This window comes from Syntrophaceae bacterium, from assembly GCA_013177795.1.
GTDB lineage: Bacteria > Desulfobacterota > Syntrophia > Syntrophales > UBA2192 > UBA2192.
Genome location: JABLXY010000004.1, coordinates 126303 through 143042, shown reverse-complemented (window position 1 = coordinate 143042; position 16740 = coordinate 126303). Strand labels below are relative to the sequence as shown.

Below are 16740 nucleotides of genomic sequence, written 5' to 3'. Positions count from 1 at the left end.
AAAGAAAATGTTTCACGTCGGCGTCCGTCTGGGTCTGCTGGCCCGAGCGCCGATGCAAAAACAGGGGCGTGTCAGTCAGCATCCGCCCGGCGCAGAGGCATAACTGCTTGGAAAGCAGGATGAAATGCCTCCGATGTCGCTCTTGGTTCCCGATGCTCCCGTCCGGAAAATGACCGGAGTCGCCGGACGCGTGATATCCGGCCGCACGCCGATCCCGCCCACCAGGTTGGTATTGTGCTTGCAGGGCAGGGGGCGGGGTTCGAATCACCCAATCCGCTGAGGAGGTTTTTCATGTCTCGCAAATCGATCGTTTTCTGTTTAACCCTCACCTTTGTCCTGTTCGCAGTCGGCGGCGCCTTTGCCGCAACGCTGAGCGGCACCGTCACCACGAGCAAGAAGGAGAGCCAGATGTCCCTGCCGAAGGATGTCCCCCTGGCCGGTGCGCAGGTCATCATCGGGAAGGACCTGCAGCTCGATGTCGGCGCCTCCGGCGCGGACACCGTCCGGGGCAAGGTGGCCGCCAAGGCGCTGACCGACGACAAGGGGAAGTTCACCGCCAATGTGCCGAACGGAAAGTACACCGTGATCGTGTGGAAGACCCGGTACACGCCTGCCACCTACACCGTCACCGTGCCGAAGACGGACTTCAATGGGCACATCAGCATCCAGAACGAGCGGATTCTCCACACGAGCCTGTCGTTCCGGTAGTCCGCCTGCCGACCGGTTCTCCGTCCGAGCGAATCGAGCGGGGCAGGGACGGCTGCGGCCGAACCTGCCCCCGCTTCATTGTCCCGTTGCTTTCCCGGGTCAAGGGTGCAGGGCCCGGAAGACGGCCCGGCGGTTTGATCGCGGTGAATCCCCCGCCATGACGATCCGGGCATCGCGTCGACGTCCGGCGGCTGCCCGTCATCGCCGATAAGCGCAGGCCGAAAAGTAGGAAAGAAAGACCGGGTTGCTTGTGAAGTCGAAGCCCTGGTTGCGCATCTTGAACTGGTGGAGGCCGAAGTCCACCTCCCGGTAGAGCTCCTTTGCGCGCAGTTCGCCGCGGAGAAAACGGATTTTCGTCTCCTCGATGAAGCCGATGAGCTCGACGATGTCCCGCCGCGTGGAGAGGGCCGTCACCCCATCATCGACGGGTGCGAGGATCCGGGCGATTTCGCGGGCCAGATCCCCCTTGAGATCCGTGTTGTCGATGTAGCGCAGGATCTCGTCGCGGATGACAAAAAGCTGTTCGAAGCGCATGGTTCCGGTACCCCTGTTTTCCGTCATTTCTGCCTAGGGAAGCCGAAGAAGAGGCAGATGCGCATGAAGAGCTTGTGCAGTTCCCTCTCTTCGGTGACCTTCACAGACACCTGCTTGCCCCTCAGGATCGCCTTCTGCAACTCGCCGACGCACGGGGGGTTCTCCTCGCCCATGATGACCGTTACCGCGTCGCCGGGCTTTTCCAGCACGATCAGCTCTCCCGACGGGCAATGCTCTTCCCCGACCAGAGATCGCAGTTCCGACGCTGTGTAGAAACGGGGAAACGGCAGGCTCTCGTTCAAATAGACCATGGAAACTTCCTGTTGCACCTTGACACCTCCCGGCGTTTCAAGCCGGCCGCTACGCCTGCGGCCGCTCCTGCTTTGCCCGTCTGCAAGGGGCAACCTGTGTGCCGTTGGGACGGTGTCGATGAATCTGCAATGATATCAAACGAGTCAGAGCGTTCCGGCTGGAAGTCACAAGTCCCCTTGAGGGACATTCCGCTCCACGATGGACTGGAAATTTTTGATTCTCAATACATTACGGCAGGTTACGCTGATGTGCCAAGAAGGGACAGTCTGTTTTGGGTCGGTTACCCCGAACAGCCCCGCCCGCTTCCACACGCGGGGGTTGTCCGGCGGGTCTGCACCTCTACGGTGCGCCGAACACCAGTACGGGCTTGACCGTCCGCCCGCACCGCGCATCGGCGATCGCCCGGTTGATCTGGCGGAACTCGTAGTGCCGCTGGAGACGCTCGAAGGGGAAGAGCCTCTTGAGGTGCAGATCGATGAGCTTGGGGATGAAGACCTGCGGGACGGCGTCACCCTGGATGACGCTCAACGCCCTGCGGCCCCCGGGCAGGGGGTCGGGCCCCTCCACCCCCGCCAGGTAGGCTGCCGTGCCGCCCGGGTTCAGCAGGACGACGGCAAGCCGGTAGAGCCTCTGGTTGCCGGAGGTTTCCACCACGTAGTCGACCCCGCTTCCGGTGATCGCCCGGATGCGGTCGGTCACGCCCTCGCGGCGGGTGTCGATCACGTCGGTCGCCCCGAGCTCCCGGGCCAGCTTGAGCCGGGCCGGGACCCTGTCGACCCCGATGATGGGGTGCGCCCCGGCGATGCGCGCCGCCATGACGGCCGCCAGGCCCACGGCCCCCGTGCCGAAGACGGCGATGCTCGCCCCCGCGGGGACCTTCAGGGAATTCATCACCGTGCCGGCCCCGGTCTGCATGCCGCAGCCCAGGGGCGCCAGGATTTCCAGCGGCAGCGTCTTCGGGACCTTGACGAGGTTGCGCTCCGTCGCCAGCGCGTGCGTCGAAAACGAGGACTGGCCGAAGAAGTGCCCCCGCACGCCGCTGCGGCGCAGGGCGTTGCTGCCGTCGGCCCGGTGGAACCCGAAGTTCAGATCGGCCAGGGACTCGCAGTCCGCCGGGTGCTCACGGCTGCAGGCCTCGCAGTGCCCGCAGGACTGGTAGGACAGGACGACGTGATCGCCGCGTTGAAAGCCCTTGACCCCGTCCCCGACACGCTCCACGACGCCTGCGCCCTCATGGCCCAGCACGAGCGGCCCGTCGGCATCCTCGTGCCAGTCATCGACATAGCGGATGTCGGTGTGGCAGATGCCGGTTGCGACGATGCGCACGAGGACTTCATCCTCCCGCGGCCCTTCCATCTCGAGGGCTTCGAGCGTCAGCGGCCCCCCTCTTCTCCGAAGGACGGCGGCACGGATCGGCACGGCGGCTGTGTCGTGTCTGCTAAGCATGGCGTTTGCCTTCTGCGGCAATCGAAACGGCCGGTTCGGACCGTGGCGCTGCTGACGGGGAAACCCCGCCTCTCGGCGCGAGGCATGGGGGATGCTGGATCCTGTCCACGGCCTTCTCCTTCCGGAGGGCTGGGAGGTTGGGCTGGTCGGGTTGACGGGTTGAGAACCGGCAGGTCTCATTAGAGGAAATCGCGGGGGGAAAGTCAAGGGCTTCGTGCCAGCCCCTTCTTTCATTTCCCCGCCCGGCATGATATGAAGATGACCTTCAGGAATTGGACGAACTCCCGAAATCCCTGTCCCCAATTCCTTCTTGGCGATGTCCGACTACCTCTTGCGCGTGCTGAGCGACAAGGCCAACGTCATCGGGCTGGCGTGCCGGACGACGGAACTGGTGAATCTCGCCTGCCGTCTCCACGGGACGACGCCGACGGCCTCGGCGGCCCTGGGGAGGGCCCTGACGGGGGGGCTGCTCCTGGGGGCGCTCGCAAAACCGGGCCTGCGCGTCGGGCTCAAGTTCGAGGGAAACGGCCCCCTGAAGAAGATCCTCGTCGAGGCCGACAGCGAGGGAAACGTCAGGGGCTTCGTGGGCGTGCCCAACGTCGACGTGATGGTGAAGGACGGAAAGCTCCATGTCTCGGGGGTCCTGGGGAAGGAAGGCCATCTCACCGTCTTCAAGGACGTCGGGCTCGACAAGCCCTACCAGGGCATCGTGAAGCTGCGCACGGGCGAGATCGCCGAAGACATCGCCTACTATCTGGCCGAGTCCGAGCAGATCCCGTCGGCCGTAGGCCTCGGGGTGTATGTGGAGACGGACGGACGCGTCTCGGCGGCCGGCGGTTTTCTCGTCCAGTCGCTGCCCCCCTCGGAGGAGGCGACCCTTGACCGGCTGATCGACAACATCGGCCGGGTCCGCTCGGTCACCGATGTCCTCAGGGACGGCAAGGCGCCCGAGGACCTTCTCGGCCTCATCTTCGAGGGGATTCCGTACAAGATCCTGGAAAAAAAGGGGCTATCCTTCCGGTGCAACTGCAGTCGCGACCGCATCGAGGAGGTCCTGATTTCACTCGGCTGCACCGAGCTGAGGCGCCTTGCCGAGGAGAAGGGCGAAGCCGAGGTGACCTGTGAATTCTGCCGGGCGGCGTACCGCTTCGACCGGACCGATCTCGAGCAACTGATTCGCGACATCGAGTGCGGCGGGACGCCGGATGCTCCGGTGCCGCCGAAATGAACAGACAGCATGTCTTCGGGAAGGAGGAAAAGATGAATCGAACCATCCGCACATTGGCCGCCGTCGCAGCGGCAATCTGCCTCGTCCTGCCGGGCGCGGCCTGGGCCGCAAAGGAAGTCGTCCTCTACTCTTCCAACCCGCCTGAGGCCATCGACCTCGTGAGCAAGGGCTTCGAGAAGAAGACGGGGATCAAGGTCTCCACGGTGCGGCTCGGCACCGGAGAGGCGATGAAGCGCATCCAGGCCGAGAAGGACCGGCCCCTGTGCGACATCTTCTGGAGCGGTGACGTGGCCGTCCTCGACGCGGCGAAGGAACACTTCATGCCCTACCGCTCGCCCCAGGCGAAGGTGCTGCCCGCGGGCTACGTCGACAAGACCGATCGCTGGACGAGCACCAACACCCACGTCATGATCATCATGGTCAACAAGTCCCTCGTGAAGGACGCCGATCGGCTCAAGGCCTGGAAAGACCTGCTGGATCCCAAATGGAAGGGCAAGGTCGTCATGGCCAACCCCGAGAAATCCGGCTCGGCCTACGCCCAAGTCTACGGGATCTGGAAGCTCTACGATTGGGACGGCGTCAAGAAGCTCATCGCCAACGCCAAGATCCTCGACAGCTCGAGCCTGATCTACAAGGGGGTTGCAGCCGGCGAGTACCCCGTGGGGATCACCATGGAGTACGCCGCCCACCGCTACATCGCGGGCGGCGACAAGAACGTGGCCATCGTCTATCCCTCGGACGGGGCCTTCCTCGCCCCCGAAGCGGCGGCGATCATCAAAGGTGCCCCGCATCCCGAGGAGGCGAAGAAGTTCTTCGACTACCTCCTCACCAAGGAGGTCCAGGACGAGATCTTCCGGCAGTTCTCGCGCCGTCCCGCCCGGCCCGACGCGGCGGCCGTCAAGGGGCTGCCCGCCCTCAAGAGCATCCCGGTGCTCAAGTCCTTCGATCCCCTGGAGGCCACGGCGAAGGAGAAGGAGATCCTCAGACAGTGGAAGCAGATCATCCTCTCGAAGTAGGCCGGGCATGCGGGTCGTCCTGAAGGGCATCAGCAAGGTATTCGGGAAGCTCAGGGCCGTGGACGATGTGAGCCTCGAGATCGGCGACGGGGATTTCTTCACCCTGCTCGGGCCCAGCGGCTGCGGCAAGACGACCCTGTTGCGCGTCATCGCCGGCTTCTACACCCCCGACGGGGGGGAGGTCTATTTCGGCGATCGGCTCGTCAACGACGTGCCGCCGCACCGGCGCGAGACGGGCATGGTCTTCCAGAGCTACGCCCTCTTTCCCCATCTGACCGTGTGGGAGAACATCGCCTACGGCCTGAGGGTCCGGAAGGTGGGCCGTGCCGAGATGGATGCCCGGATCGGGGACATGATCCGCAGCGTGCGTCTCGAGGGGCTCGAGAAGCGCTTCCCGAGCCAGCTCTCGGGCGGGCAGCAGCAGCGGGTGGCCCTCGCCCGGGCACTCGTCATCTCGCCGCAGATCCTTCTGATGGACGAGCCGCTCTCGAACCTCGACGCCAAGCTGCGCGTCGCCATGCGCGAGGAGATCCGCCGCATCCAGAAGCAGCTCGGGATCACCACGATCTACGTGACCCACGACCAGGAGGAGGCGATGGCCGTCTCGGACCGGATCGCCATCCTGAACCACGGGAGGCTCGAGCAGCTCGGGAGCCCCGACGAGATCTACTTCCGCCCCCGCAGCCGGTTTGCCGCCGAGTTCATGGGCGGCAGCAACATCCTCGAGCTGAGGGTGCTTTCCTATGACGAGGCCGCATCGACGCTCCGCGCGGAGACGGGAGGCAAGGTCCTCACGATGAGAGCCCCGCGGCCTGCCGGGGAGCGGGCGTATCTCTCCGTGCGGCCCGAGTGGGTCCGTATCGTCGACGGCAACGGCGGGGATGCCGTCGAGGGGACGGTGGAGAGCACGACCTTCCTGGGGGCCCTGGTACGCTACCGGGTGAAGGCCCTGGGCGGCAGGAGCATCACCGTCGAGGTCCACAACCCCCGCGCGGAGGACATCCGGCGGGAGGGAGCAGCCGTGCGGCTCCGCTTCGACCCGGAGCGCCTCGTGATCCTGGGGGATTGAGGAAGCCATGCCGCGCATCGTGAATGCCTGGAACGGGGTGTACGCCCTGGCCTTTGCCGTCATCGTCCTGGCCGTCGTCTACCCCATGTTCACCATCTTTCGGGCGAGCTTCGTGAGCCCCGAGACGGGCGCCTGGTCCCTGGAGAACTACCGGGCCATCTTCCTCTACCCCTTCTACCGGCGCTGCCTCGAGAACAGCCTCTTCGTGAGCGTGGTGTCCACAGTGCTCTCCGTGGCCATCGGCGTGCCCTTCGCCTTTTTCCTGTCGCGCTACGAGATGCCGGGCAAGAACGTCATCAAGACGCTCGCGACGCTGCCCCTGATCCTCCCCACCTTCATCGGGGCCGAGGCCTGGCTCCTTCTGGCCGGCCGAAACGGCCTGTTCTTCAACCTGTTCCAGAAGGTGGGGATCGAGCTGCCCAGCATCTACGGCTGGAAGGGAATCGTGCTCGTCTTCACCCTGCAGTTCTTTCCCTACGTCTTTCTCATGGTCTCGGCCGCCCTCCACTCCATCGACCGCACCCTCGAGGAGGCGGCCACCAACCTGGGTGCCGGCCGTTTGAGGGTTTTTCTCACCGTCACCGTTCCGGCCGTCACCCCGGCCGTCCTTGCCGGGGCACTCATCGTCTTCTATCTCTCCATCGAGAACTTCGGCGTGCCCATCCTCATCGGCGAGGACTTCCGGGTGCTCTCCGTGCAGGCCTACAATGAATTCATCAGCGAGATGGGCGGCAACCCCTCCATGGCGGGGGCCCTCAGCACCGTGCTGCTCGCGATCACCATGGGCCTCACCATCCTCCAGAAGTACTGGGTCGAGCGAAAGAGCTACGCCATGTCGGCCGTCCAGCGGCCCGAGGTCCTTCGCGCAAGACCCCTTTCCACGCTCCTGATGTGGCTGTTCTGCGCGGGGATCGTGTTCACGGCCCTCTTCCCCTTTGCCGTCGTCATGGTCTCCTCCGTCACCAAGACCTCCGGGCCCGTCATGTACTACGGGGAGTTCAGCCTGGAGAACTTCGTGAAGGCCTTCACCATCGCCCCGCGGCCCATCGTCAACTCCTTCTTCCTCGCCACGGTCTCGACCCTCGTGGGGATCGTCTTCGGCCTTCTGGTGAGCTATCTGCTGGTGAGGCGGCGCGGGAAGTTGAGCTACCTCCTCGACGCCATGGTCATGCTGCCCCTGGCCATCGCCGGGACCGTGCAGGGGATTGCCCTGGCGGCGACGTACAACACGGGGCTCATCGTGCTCACGGGGACCTGGATGATTCTGGCGCTGGCCTACTTCATCCGGAAGGTGCCCTTCTCGATCAAGACGACCTCGTCGCTGCTGGAGCAGATCGACAAGTCCGTCGAAGAGGCCTCGATCAACCTCGGAGTCCCTCCCTTCCGCTCCTTCCTCAAGGTCGTGGTCCCCACGATGCTTCCCGGAATCGTCGCCGGGGCCATCATCATGTGGGTGACCACCCTCGCGGAGCTGAGCTCCACCATCGTCCTGTACTACGGCCCCTGGGCGACGATGACCGTGGAGATCTTCCAGCGCATGGGCAGCGGCGAGTTCGGCCCCGCCTCGGCCTATGCCACCATTCTCATCCTCTCCGTCCTCGTCCCGCTGTTTTTCCTGCAGAGGGTTCTGGGCAAGGACTTGACGACGGCGCTGTAGCCGCGGGCCGCAAGGCATTGCGGCCTCGTCCCACGATGAGTCGTTCCGGACACAAGGGGAGGGAAGGGAAAAAGGTCTCGCCATCGGCCGGGAACAGTCGGCGGGCGGGCTGCAAGAAAGGGCCGCAGCTCTGCGGGTCAACGCCCGTGGGCGCAGCCGTTTGCCGCGCCGCATCGAAAAAAAGAGCCCCCGGGCCCGCAGACCCGGGGGCGTCGTATTCGCCGAGACGATGCGGCGGGATGACGATTACTTGTTGGCCTTGCGCCAGATGTTCATCTTCTCCGCCTCCCGGACGAGATCGTCGCGCAGGTCGGGGTGGGCGATGTTGATCAGGGCCTCGGCGCGCTGCCAGGTCGTCTTGCCGGCCAGGTCCGCAATGCCGTACTCGGTGACGATCATGTGGGCCTGTGTGCGCGGCACCGTCACGATCGAGCCGGGAGGCAGCGTGGGGACGATACGGGACTTCGTGTTGCCCTGCTTGTCCTTGTAGGAGGAGTTGCAGCAGATGAAGGACATGCCGCCCTCGGACATGTAGGCGCCGGTGGCGAAGTCGAGCTGCCCGCCCGTGCCGCTGATGTGCCGCGGCCCGGAGGACTCGGACGAGACCTGCCCGAAGAGGTCGACCTCGATGCAGGCGTTGATCGAGATCATGTTGTCGTGCTGGCACATGACGTGGGGGGCGTTGGTGTAGGACACGGGGTAGGAGGCCAGCGACGGGTTCCGGTCGATCCAGTCATAGAGAAATTGGCTGCCCGCGGCGAATGCGTAGGCGCTCTTCTTCTTGTCCACGCCCTTCTTCTTATTCGTCAGCTTGCCCGCCTGGGCCATGTGGTAGTAGGCATCGACGAGCATCTCCGTGTGGCAGCCCAGGTCCTTCAGGTCCGATTCGGCCAGCTGGCTGCCGATGAAGTTGGGCAGCCCGCCGATGCCCAGCTGGATGCAGGCGCCGTTGGGGATCATGGGGACGATATAGCCGGCGATCTTCTTGTCGATTTCCGTCGGGGCGGCGGGGGGGATGACCTCCACCTTGGATTCGAACTCGACGATGGCGTCGACTTCGGAAATATGCACGACCTCGTCACGCCCGCCCAGCGCCCAGGGAAGGAGCGGGTTGACTTCGAGGATGATCTTCTTGGCAACGTCGAGGGCCGCGCGGACCGATGCGTTCCCCAAGTGGAGGTTGAAAAAACCGTCCTTGTCCATTTTCGTCACGCGGATCATGGCCACGTCGACGCTCTTGATGCTCTTCTTGTAGAACAGGGGCTGGTTGCGGAAGATCATGGGGTGGTAGTAGCACCGGCCCCGGTCATGGAGCTTCCGGGAATAGCCCGAGAAATGCCAGTCCTGGAGGGTGAACACGTCCCCCTCGGGATCGGCTTCGATGCAGGCCTGGGGTGTCAGGCTCAGCGTGTGCCGGATGTTGATGTCCTTCAGTTCGTCTTTGCGAGCAGCAAGAGCCTTGTCCAGAGCGATCGGCTTGGTGTGGCCGAACCCGTAATCGATCCAGTCTCCGCTTTTCACCACCTTCACAGCTTCTTCCGGGGTTGTCAGTTTCCTCTTGTACTCTTCTGCGTACGACATCCTCTACCTCCCTGAAATATGGCGTCTCCCCCGACGGGCTCGGCGGTCCGGCCGATGCAGCGGGCCCTTCCCGGGCGCGCTTGCGGCATCGCACAGCCCGCCTCGGGGATCGCGGTCCGCTATCACGGGAACGAAAAAAATACAAGATTGCATTTCCTTCTCCGGCGTGATATTCGCGCTTGGCTCCCGTTTCCCCCGTGCGGCACGGGGGTGCGGATCGCCAAGCGCAGCCATGCCGGAGGGCGCACGCGCAGCGCGTTCGCCAAAACTCCTCAGGCAGGGTATCGCGCAGGGACGTGAGTGTGTGGCGAGGCGGTGAGGGGACGCCTACTCGACGACGAGGATGCAGTTCTCGCCGCCGTACTGGTTCCAGCAGCGTGTCGTGCAGCAGGGGTCGTCGGTCCAGATGCCGTCGACGACGAACCGGTATTCGTACCGTCCGGGCGGGAGATAAAAGACCGCCTTCCAGGTTCCCCCCGCCTCTCTCTTGAGGGGCCGGCTCGAGGGGTCCCAGTCGTTGAAGGTCCCGGCGACCGACACCTCGCGGGCGTGAGGGGCGTGCATGGAGAAAGTGACCCGTTTCTTGCCCATCCCGCCTGCCGACGCGCCGCCTTTCCGTGCACGGGTACGTGCCATGGCACACCTCCTTTTCTCATTTCCATCATAATCAGCCGTACCGAAAAGTTCAACCGCTTTGATGCATCGCAAGCGGTCCGGTCTACCCCGGGGCCGATTTGCGGGTTGCCGGAAACAGGGAAAAAAGGTTAAATGGTGGTTCCCGGCCGCCGGCCGAAAGGAGGACCCCCATGACCGAGCAGACGCGGAAGAATGTGGAAGCGGCCTTTGTCGGAGAGGCGAAGGCCTATTTCCGTCTCCTGGCCTTTGCCGGGAAGGCTGATGACGAGGGGTACCCTCAGGTGGCCCGGCTCTTTCGCGCCGTGGCGGCCGCGGAGGCCGTCCACGCACAGAGCCATTTCGAACTGCTGGAAACGGTCCGATCGACCGAGGAAAACCTCAAGCTGTCCTTCGAGAAAGAGACCTTCGTCAACGGGGTCGCCTACCCGGCGTTTCTGAAGCAGGCGTGGGCCGACGAGGACAAGCTCTCGGTCTGGTACTTCACGAAGGCCCGCAATGCCGAGGAGCGGCACGCCCACCTCTACAAGCTGGCCCTTTCCGACATGGCCAGTGACAAGGAAACGAAGTACTTCGTCTGTTCCTACTGCGGATGGATCGAAACGCTGTCCCGGCCCGAGACGTGCCCCAATTGCGGGCGCGCGCCGGAGCTCTACAGGGAGATCACCTGACGGGCGGTCAAGCCCACGCACGTTTTGCCGATAGGATGCAAGAAAGGGCCCCGTGTCATTTAACAAGCCTTGCGTGGCGTGTCAGGCACGACCGCCGGGACTGGATCAATGAAACGAGACGAAAAACGAGATCAACGAGTTTTCCGGAGGTGTTATGTCGAGCAATCGTTGGGTGACGAAAGGGATCATGTTCCTCACGTTGTTTTTCTTCCTGTGCTTCCTGATCCCCGATGAGGTCTTCGCAAGGGCGGGAGGCGGCCGTTCCTCCACCGGAAGCCGGGGATCGCGTACCTATTCGGCGCCCGCGAGCCCGTCTACCCCCTCGCCGGCGTCGCCTTCGCGCTCGGTCACATCACCGTCTTCTCCGACGGCTTCTGCGCCGTACAGCTTCTGGCGCAGCATGGCAGGCGGTATGGTGGGCGGACTCATCGGCGGCATGCTCTTCCGGAGCCTCGGGTTTGCCGGCGACGGTGCTTTCGGCGGAGGGGTCGGCCTTCTCGACATCGTCCTGATCGGGGCCATCCTCTATTTCATCTACCGTTTCATCAAGAGACGCCGCGAGCAGGAGGCCATGGCCGGCGCCTACTACCAGGGCGGCCCCGCGGGGACGTCCACACCGGGCTACACCCCGCCCATGGGAAGCCCTGCCGTTGAGGGCAACGACGTGGAGCGCGGGATTTCCCATGTCCGCCAGATGGACGCCGGGTTCGACGAGAAGGCGTTCACCGACGCCTGCATGGATGTGTTCTTCCGGGTTCAGGGGGCCTGGGCCAACCGAGACATGTCGACGGTAAGGGAGGTCCTGACCGACGAGATGTACGGGATTCTTTCGGAGGACGCCCGGAAGCTCAAGGCCGAGAGAAAGATCAACCGGCTGGAGAACATCGCCGTGCGGTCCGTCGAGATCACCGAGGCCTGGCAGGAGTCCGGGCAGGATTACATCACGGTGAAGTTCGCCGCCAACCTGCTGGACTACACGATCGACGAGTCGACGAAAGAGGTGCTCTCCGGCAGCCGGACGGAGCCCGTGAAGTTCGAGGAGTTCTGGACCTTTACGCGCCCTGTCGGGAGAAATGCCTGGAAGCTCTCGGCCATCCAGCAGCCGCAGTGACAACAGGGTCACGCGTACAGCAAAAAAAGCCCCCGCCGTTCCCGGCGGGGGCCCGTTTTTCTTGTCCCAAGTTTGACCCGGACCCTTTCAGTGCGTCTGCCTGATGTTGGCCTTGGCCCAGTCGATGAGCTCCTGAATCGTCGTGCCCATGGGGAAGAACTGCACGATTCCGACTTCCTTGAGTTTCGGGATGTCGTCGTAGCTGAGAAACCCGCCGGCCGTCACGCCGATATCACGCGCCCCCGCCTGGTCCAGCAGCTGAATGACGCGACGGATGTCGTCGATCTTGGCGCCGGGAAGGGTCGTGATCCCAATGTGGTCCACGTCCTCCTGGATGGCCGAGTTCACGATGGACTCCGGTGTCTGGGTCTCCGTGTAGATGATCTCGAAGCCCGACTCGCGAAAGGCGAGGGCGAGTCTGACCACGGCGTTCTCATGCCCCTCCCCGAACTTCGCCATGAGGATCCTCACCCGCTTCTCGTCCTGCATCTGCCCCTCCCTGAGGCCGCGGCGGAAAAGACACCCCGCGGGATGCCGGGTCCTTCGGTCCGCGCCTGATGGTTTTATAGAAAACCGCCTCTGGGGTGTCAAGCAAATTGAGGCCCGTCGCCCCCGGTGACGGCATGCGGCGGCCGACCGGGGAACAAGACGATTGACTTTCCCCTCTCTTCGGCTTATAGCCTTTCTCTGTCTTTGGGCCGGATCGGCGCCCAGCACCCAAGAAACATGACTTTTCCCGGGTCGATGCGGCCGGCAAAGACGGTGCTGCCCGGCGGCCGCGGCGATCGGCAGCAGCAGGATAACCGAGTGGGGGCGACCCGCATGATCACGGACAGCATTTATCTCAGCGAACTCCTGAACCGCCAGCTTCTGGACAGGAAAGGGGACCCGATCGGGAAGATCCGTGACCTCAGCGTCGCACCGGGCGACCCCTTCCCCTGCGTGGAGGGCCTCTACGTCAAGACCCCGCGGGGGATGGCATACATCCCGATGCCCGAGGTCCAAGTCCTGAACAAGCGCGTCGTCACGATCCGGGGGGACGCGGCCTCCATCACATACGCCGAGCCGCGCGAGAAGGAGATCCTCATCGCGAAGCACATCCTGGACAGGCAGATCGTCGACGTCAACGGTGTGAAGGTCGTCCGCGTCAACGACGTGCAGCTCGGCCGGGTCAACGACCACTTCGGCGTGCTCGCCATCGACGTGGGCTTCGGGGGGCTCATCCGGAGGCTCGGCTTCGGGAAGGCCCGAAAGGGCTCCCTCATCCCCTGGCGCTACGTGACGACGCTGGAACCCGGCCTCGACCGGCTCACGCTGACGATGACCCGCAAGAGCCTTGCCGAGATGCACCCCGTAGACATGGCCGAGATCCTCTCCCAGGTCTCGATGCAGGAGAGAACGGCCCTGCTGAGCAAGCTGGACGAGGAAACGGCGGGCGACGTCATCGGCGAGCTCGACGACAAGACGGCCGCCAAGATCATCAGCGAGATGGAGCCCGAGAAGGCCGCCGACGTGCTCGAGCACATGGACCCCGACGAGGCGGCCGACGTCCTGGGCGACCTGCCGGAGAAGAAGGCCGTGGAGCTGCTGAGCCGCATGGAGAAGGAAGAGGCCGAGGAGGTCCGGGAACTCCTCGAGCACGACGAGGACACGGCGGGCGGCCTCATGACGACGGACTACATCTGCTTCCCGCCCGACATGACGGCCGAGGAGGTCATGAAGGAGCTTCGGCTCGTGGCGCCCGACATCGAGATGATCTACTACCTCTACGTCGTGGACCGGGAGGAACGCCTGCTCGGGGTTCTGTCGCTCAAGGACCTGATCCTCGCCCCGCCGAAGGCGCCGCTCGAGAGCTTCATGGTGAGCAACCCCAAGAGGGTCGTCGCCACGGAAAACAAGAAAGAGGTGGCCGAGATGGTCTCGCGGTACAACCTCTTCGCCATCCCGGTCGTTGACGAGACGAATCGCCTGCTCGGCATCATCACCGTGGACGACGTGGTGGACATGCTTCTGCCCACGCCGCTGAGGAGGAAGCGCTAGGCCATGCTGAAATGGCTGAAGAGGATAGACCGGAAGAGCCTGCTGTTTTTCCTCAGCATCGTCGGTCCGGGGTTCATCACGGCCAACGTGGACAACGATGCCGCGGGCATCACCACCTACTCGGTGGCCGGCTCCCACTACGGCTACGCCCTGCTGTGGTCCTTCATCCCCATGCTCGCGCTGCTCGTCATCGTGCAGGAGATGGTCGCGCGGCTCGGCGTCGTGACGGGCAAGGGCCTCTCGGACCTGATCCGCGAGGAGTACGGCGTGAAGACCACCGTGTTCGTCATGCTTGCCCTGCTCCTGACCAACCTGGGGACCTGCGCCGCCGAGTTCGCCGGGCTTGCGGCCAGCCTCGAGATCTTCGGGGTGAGCCGCTACGTCTCGGTGCCCCTGGCCTGCGGCGTCATCTGGCTGCTCGTCGTGAGGGGAAACTACAGGACCGTCGAGCGGGTGTTTCTCGGGGCCTGCATCATCTACTTCTCCTACATCCTCTCGGGGTTCATGGCCCGGCCCGACTGGGGGGAGGTCGCCCGTCACACGGTCTGGCCGACGTTCCGCATGGACGCCGCCTTCATCGGGCTTCTCATCGGCATGGTGGGGACGACCATTTCGCCCTGGATGCAGTTTTACCAGCAGGCCTCCATCGTCGAGAAGAACGTCCGTATCGAGGACTACCGGTTCGTGCGCTGGGACGTGATTCTCGGCTGCATCATGGCCTCCACGGTGGCCTTCTTCATCGTCGTGGCCTGCGGGGCCACGCTGTTCAAGAGTGGGATCCTCATCGAGACGGCCGAGGACGCCGCCATGGCCCTCGAGCCCCTGGCCGGCGAGTTCGCGAAGACGCTCTTCGCCGTGGGCCTGGTGAACGCCTCGCTCTTCGCGGCGACGATCCTCCCCCTTTCGACGACCTACACGATCTGTGAAGGTATGGGGTGGGAGTCGGGCGTCAACAAGGACTTCAGCGAGGCGCCGCAGTTCATGGGCCTCTACACGGGCCTGATCCTCGTCAGCGGCGGGCTCATTCTCATCCCCGGGGCCCCCCTCATCAAGATCATGCTCGTCTCGCAGATCATCAACGGGATCCTGCTGCCCTTCGTCCTGATCTTCATCCTTCTGCTCATCAACAAGAGGGACCTCATGGGCCCTTATGTCAACGGCCGGCTCAACAACTGGGTCTCCTGGGGGTCCGTCGTCATCCTGATCGGTCTGAGCCTCGCGCTGATCTACCTCGGCGTTGCACAGATGCTGGCGGGCTGAACGCGGCCGATGGGGCCTGTTCCGTTTTGCCGGTCAAGCGTTTGTTCCGTTCGGCTGCCGGGAAGCGAAACCCGGCACGCGAAACGGAAAAAGAAAGCCCTGCCGGCCCCGAACACCGACGGGATGCTCACGGTCCCGGCAGGGGGCCTTCCACCCGCTGCCGCCGCCGGGAGAGCCCCGGCCGTCAATCGAGCTGCCTGTCCGTCCAGAACTCGTACTGCTCACCCCGGTCGTTGACCAGGATCGAGGTCACCTCGCCGAACCGGAGCCTGACGCGCTTTCCCTCGAATTCGTAGCCCCAGGGGCACCAGCCCCTCTTGGCATCGAGGAGCCATCTCTCCCCGTTTGCACGCTCGATGATCAATTCCCCCGTGTGGAGGTCTTCGACGAGGATCGCTTCCTCGAGGGCCTCGGCATCATTCATGGGCGCATTCCTCGCGCGGATTTCCGTTGACGGTTCGACCGCCGTCCGTTACAGAGAGATGCGAAGGGGGCCGCGATGAAAACCGGCAGCGACAAAACCTGCGAGAACTGTGTGTTCCACAGTCCCCGGACCGAGGCCGAACCGGAGAAGTGCTGGCGTTTCGCCCGCTTTGTCGAGCACGTCCTCAGCGACGCCACGAGGGACTGCGAGTACTGCACGCCCGCGGCGCAGTGAGCGCGGCGGGCGGCGGCCGGGGGCGCGTCCGCCCGACGCTTCCTGCGGCCGTTTCCCCGACGTTGCCGCGTTCCGGTCACCGAAAGACCTCGATGAACCCCACGTAGGCGACCGACGCCTCCCCCGTGTTGTCCGAATCGCTCATGATCCCGAGGGTCGCCCTGGCCGGCGGGTCGGTCCCGAAGGCCATGCGGTAGTCGTCGAGGATGTTGCGCTCCTCCACGATCCACCGACCGAGATTTCTCTTCCCTTTTTGCAGGACGATCATCTTCGCGCTCGACGCGTAGGGGTTCGTGAGGATGCCTCCTTCGTCCTCGCGGCTGGCCCAGACGTAGTTGAGCGCGCTGTGCGGCGGGTATTCCCCGTAGAGGGCCTTGGCGAGACCGTATTTCGCCCGGTCGAAGGCCGAGGCCGTCGACGGGTCGTACTCGAACAGGACGTAGATCCTCAGCGGGTAATCGTCCCCTTCCCTGGTGCGGGCATTGCCCTTGGCGTAGACGTTTTCCACCTTCCATTTCCAGCGCAGGCGGGGGTAGTCGTAGACGCGGAAGGGGCTCCGGTAGACGATGGCCGAGGCCGAGGCACGGCTCTCGGCCCTGAGCACCGACTCCCGTTCCTGTTGCTCGATCGTGTAGTGGGTGTGTTCCCGGATCTTCGGGAACGTCACGGGACGCCAGTTGGCCAGATCGGTGAATTCCTCCCGCAGCAAAACCCCTTCCTGCGCGGCCCCGAGGGCCGGCAGCAGCGCGAGACCCAGCAAAACCAGGATCGCCCCTGCGGCGCGGTTCATCGTTTTGCGTTTCTGCCCGGCTGCAG

18 protein-coding genes are annotated in these 16740 nt (G+C 64.2%); 10 read left to right on the top strand and 8 right to left on the bottom strand.

Features of this window, described 5'->3' with window-relative positions; translation table 11 throughout:
- Positions 1-291: 291 nt before the first annotated feature.
- Complete coding sequence (locus HPY67_14740) at positions 292-708, top strand: carboxypeptidase regulatory-like domain-containing protein (GenBank protein ID NPV05974.1); 417 nt, start codon at positions 292-294, stop codon at positions 706-708.
- Between the two features lie 198 nt (positions 709-906).
- Here HPY67_14740 and HPY67_14735 read toward each other — a convergent pair whose 3' ends face one another.
- From HPY67_14735 to HPY67_14725, 3 genes are all read right to left on the bottom strand, one after another.
- The gene (locus HPY67_14735) at positions 907-1242 is read right to left on the bottom strand and encodes a hypothetical protein (protein ID NPV05973.1); all 336 of its coding nucleotides are present in this window, start codon (positions 1240-1242) and stop codon (positions 907-909) included.
- 23 nt (positions 1243-1265) lie between these two features.
- On the bottom strand, positions 1266-1553 hold the full coding sequence (locus tag HPY67_14730) for a hypothetical protein (protein ID NPV05972.1): 288 nt from the start codon (positions 1551-1553) through the stop codon (positions 1266-1268).
- A gap of 340 nt (positions 1554-1893) precedes the next feature.
- The gene (locus tag HPY67_14725) at positions 1894-3000 is read right to left on the bottom strand and encodes an NAD(P)-dependent alcohol dehydrogenase (GenBank protein NPV05971.1); all 1107 of its coding nucleotides are present in this window, start codon (positions 2998-3000) and stop codon (positions 1894-1896) included.
- A 316-nt stretch (positions 3001-3316) separates the two neighbouring features.
- On the opposite strand from HPY67_14725, the gene hslO reads away from it, so the two are divergent.
- Genes hslO through HPY67_14705 form a run of 4 tightly spaced genes read left to right on the top strand, consistent with a single transcriptional unit; the run spans position 3317 to position 7970 of the window.
- Entirely contained in the window at positions 3317-4228 is a 912-nt protein-coding gene (hslO, locus tag HPY67_14720; GenBank protein NPV05970.1) for an Hsp33 family molecular chaperone HslO, read from the top strand.
- Positions 4229-4260: 32 nt separating this feature from the next.
- Entirely contained in the window at positions 4261-5244 is a 984-nt protein-coding gene (locus HPY67_14715) for an extracellular solute-binding protein (GenBank protein NPV05969.1), read from the top strand.
- Positions 5245-5251: 7 nt separating this feature from the next.
- The gene (locus tag HPY67_14710; protein ID NPV05968.1) at positions 5252-6313 is read left to right on the top strand and encodes an ABC transporter ATP-binding protein; all 1062 of its coding nucleotides are present in this window, start codon (positions 5252-5254) and stop codon (positions 6311-6313) included.
- Positions 6314-6320: 7 nt separating this feature from the next.
- Complete coding sequence (locus HPY67_14705; protein NPV05967.1) at positions 6321-7970, top strand: iron ABC transporter permease; 1650 nt, start codon at positions 6321-6323, stop codon at positions 7968-7970.
- 246 nt (positions 7971-8216) lie between these two features.
- Here HPY67_14705 and HPY67_14700 read toward each other — a convergent pair whose 3' ends face one another.
- Both HPY67_14700 and HPY67_14695 read right to left on the bottom strand, forming a co-directional pair.
- The gene (locus HPY67_14700; GenBank protein ID NPV05966.1) at positions 8217-9551 is read right to left on the bottom strand and encodes a butyryl-CoA:acetate CoA-transferase; all 1335 of its coding nucleotides are present in this window, start codon (positions 9549-9551) and stop codon (positions 8217-8219) included.
- A 327-nt stretch (positions 9552-9878) separates the two neighbouring features.
- Entirely contained in the window at positions 9879-10187 is a 309-nt protein-coding gene (locus tag HPY67_14695) for a glycoside hydrolase (GenBank protein ID NPV05965.1), read from the bottom strand.
- Between the two features lie 170 nt (positions 10188-10357).
- Here HPY67_14695 and HPY67_14690 point away from each other — a divergent pair, with 170 nt between their 5' ends.
- Both HPY67_14690 and HPY67_14685 read left to right on the top strand, forming a co-directional pair.
- Positions 10358-10855: a rubrerythrin family protein gene (locus HPY67_14690; protein ID NPV05964.1), complete on the top strand. Its 498-nt coding sequence runs from the start codon at positions 10358-10360 to the stop codon at positions 10853-10855.
- Between the two features lie 154 nt (positions 10856-11009).
- Positions 11010-11966: a Tim44 domain-containing protein gene (locus HPY67_14685; protein NPV05963.1), complete on the top strand. Its 957-nt coding sequence runs from the start codon at positions 11010-11012 to the stop codon at positions 11964-11966.
- Positions 11967-12053: 87 nt separating this feature from the next.
- Here HPY67_14685 and HPY67_14680 read toward each other — a convergent pair whose 3' ends face one another.
- Complete coding sequence (locus HPY67_14680) at positions 12054-12455, bottom strand: methylmalonyl-CoA mutase (GenBank protein NPV05962.1); 402 nt, start codon at positions 12453-12455, stop codon at positions 12054-12056.
- A 333-nt stretch (positions 12456-12788) separates the two neighbouring features.
- Here HPY67_14680 and HPY67_14675 point away from each other — a divergent pair, with 333 nt between their 5' ends.
- Together HPY67_14675 and HPY67_14670 are read left to right on the top strand one after the other, a co-directional pair.
- On the top strand, positions 12789-14006 hold the full coding sequence (locus HPY67_14675; protein NPV05961.1) for a magnesium transporter: 1218 nt from the start codon (positions 12789-12791) through the stop codon (positions 14004-14006).
- 3 nt (positions 14007-14009) lie between these two features.
- Positions 14010-15266: an Nramp family divalent metal transporter gene (locus HPY67_14670; protein NPV05960.1), complete on the top strand. Its 1257-nt coding sequence runs from the start codon at positions 14010-14012 to the stop codon at positions 15264-15266.
- Positions 15267-15450: 184 nt separating this feature from the next.
- On the opposite strand, the gene HPY67_14665 is transcribed toward HPY67_14670, so the two are convergent.
- Entirely contained in the window at positions 15451-15690 is a 240-nt protein-coding gene (locus HPY67_14665) for a hypothetical protein (protein NPV05959.1), read from the bottom strand.
- Positions 15691-15765: 75 nt separating this feature from the next.
- Here HPY67_14665 and HPY67_14660 point away from each other — a divergent pair, with 75 nt between their 5' ends.
- Positions 15766-15924, top strand: coding sequence for a hypothetical protein (locus HPY67_14660; GenBank protein NPV05958.1), 159 nt, complete (start codon positions 15766-15768; stop codon positions 15922-15924).
- Positions 15925-16000: 76 nt separating this feature from the next.
- Here HPY67_14660 and HPY67_14655 read toward each other — a convergent pair whose 3' ends face one another.
- Complete coding sequence (locus HPY67_14655) at positions 16001-16714, bottom strand: DUF3047 domain-containing protein (protein NPV05957.1); 714 nt, start codon at positions 16712-16714, stop codon at positions 16001-16003.
- Between the last annotated feature and the right edge of the window lie 26 nt (positions 16715-16740).

Coding starts and splice junctions, on each gene's coding strand:
- HPY67_14740 (NPV05974.1), top strand. CDS start 292: ATGTCTCGCAAATCGATCGTTTTCTGTTTAACCCTCACCTTTGTCCTG.
- HPY67_14735 (NPV05973.1), bottom strand. CDS start 1,242: ATGCGCTTCGAACAGCTTTTTGTCATCCGCGACGAGATCCTGCGCTAC.
- HPY67_14730 (NPV05972.1), bottom strand. CDS start 1,553: ATGGTCTATTTGAACGAGAGCCTGCCGTTTCCCCGTTTCTACACAGCG.
- HPY67_14725 (NPV05971.1), bottom strand. CDS start 3,000: ATGCTTAGCAGACACGACACAGCCGCCGTGCCGATCCGTGCCGCCGTC.
- hslO (NPV05970.1), top strand. CDS start 3,317: ATGTCCGACTACCTCTTGCGCGTGCTGAGCGACAAGGCCAACGTCATC.
- HPY67_14715 (NPV05969.1), top strand. CDS start 4,261: ATGAATCGAACCATCCGCACATTGGCCGCCGTCGCAGCGGCAATCTGC.
- HPY67_14710 (NPV05968.1), top strand. CDS start 5,252: ATGCGGGTCGTCCTGAAGGGCATCAGCAAGGTATTCGGGAAGCTCAGG.
- HPY67_14705 (NPV05967.1), top strand. CDS start 6,321: ATGCCGCGCATCGTGAATGCCTGGAACGGGGTGTACGCCCTGGCCTTT.
- HPY67_14700 (NPV05966.1), bottom strand. CDS start 9,551: ATGTCGTACGCAGAAGAGTACAAGAGGAAACTGACAACCCCGGAAGAA.
- HPY67_14695 (NPV05965.1), bottom strand. CDS start 10,187: ATGGCACGTACCCGTGCACGGAAAGGCGGCGCGTCGGCAGGCGGGATG.
- HPY67_14690 (NPV05964.1), top strand. CDS start 10,358: ATGACCGAGCAGACGCGGAAGAATGTGGAAGCGGCCTTTGTCGGAGAG.
- HPY67_14685 (NPV05963.1), top strand. CDS start 11,010: ATGTCGAGCAATCGTTGGGTGACGAAAGGGATCATGTTCCTCACGTTG.
- HPY67_14680 (NPV05962.1), bottom strand. CDS start 12,455: ATGCAGGACGAGAAGCGGGTGAGGATCCTCATGGCGAAGTTCGGGGAG.
- HPY67_14675 (NPV05961.1), top strand. CDS start 12,789: ATGATCACGGACAGCATTTATCTCAGCGAACTCCTGAACCGCCAGCTT.
- HPY67_14670 (NPV05960.1), top strand. CDS start 14,010: ATGCTGAAATGGCTGAAGAGGATAGACCGGAAGAGCCTGCTGTTTTTC.
- HPY67_14665 (NPV05959.1), bottom strand. CDS start 15,690: ATGAATGATGCCGAGGCCCTCGAGGAAGCGATCCTCGTCGAAGACCTC.
- HPY67_14660 (NPV05958.1), top strand. CDS start 15,766: ATGAAAACCGGCAGCGACAAAACCTGCGAGAACTGTGTGTTCCACAGT.
- HPY67_14655 (NPV05957.1), bottom strand. CDS start 16,714: ATGAACCGCGCCGCAGGGGCGATCCTGGTTTTGCTGGGTCTCGCGCTG.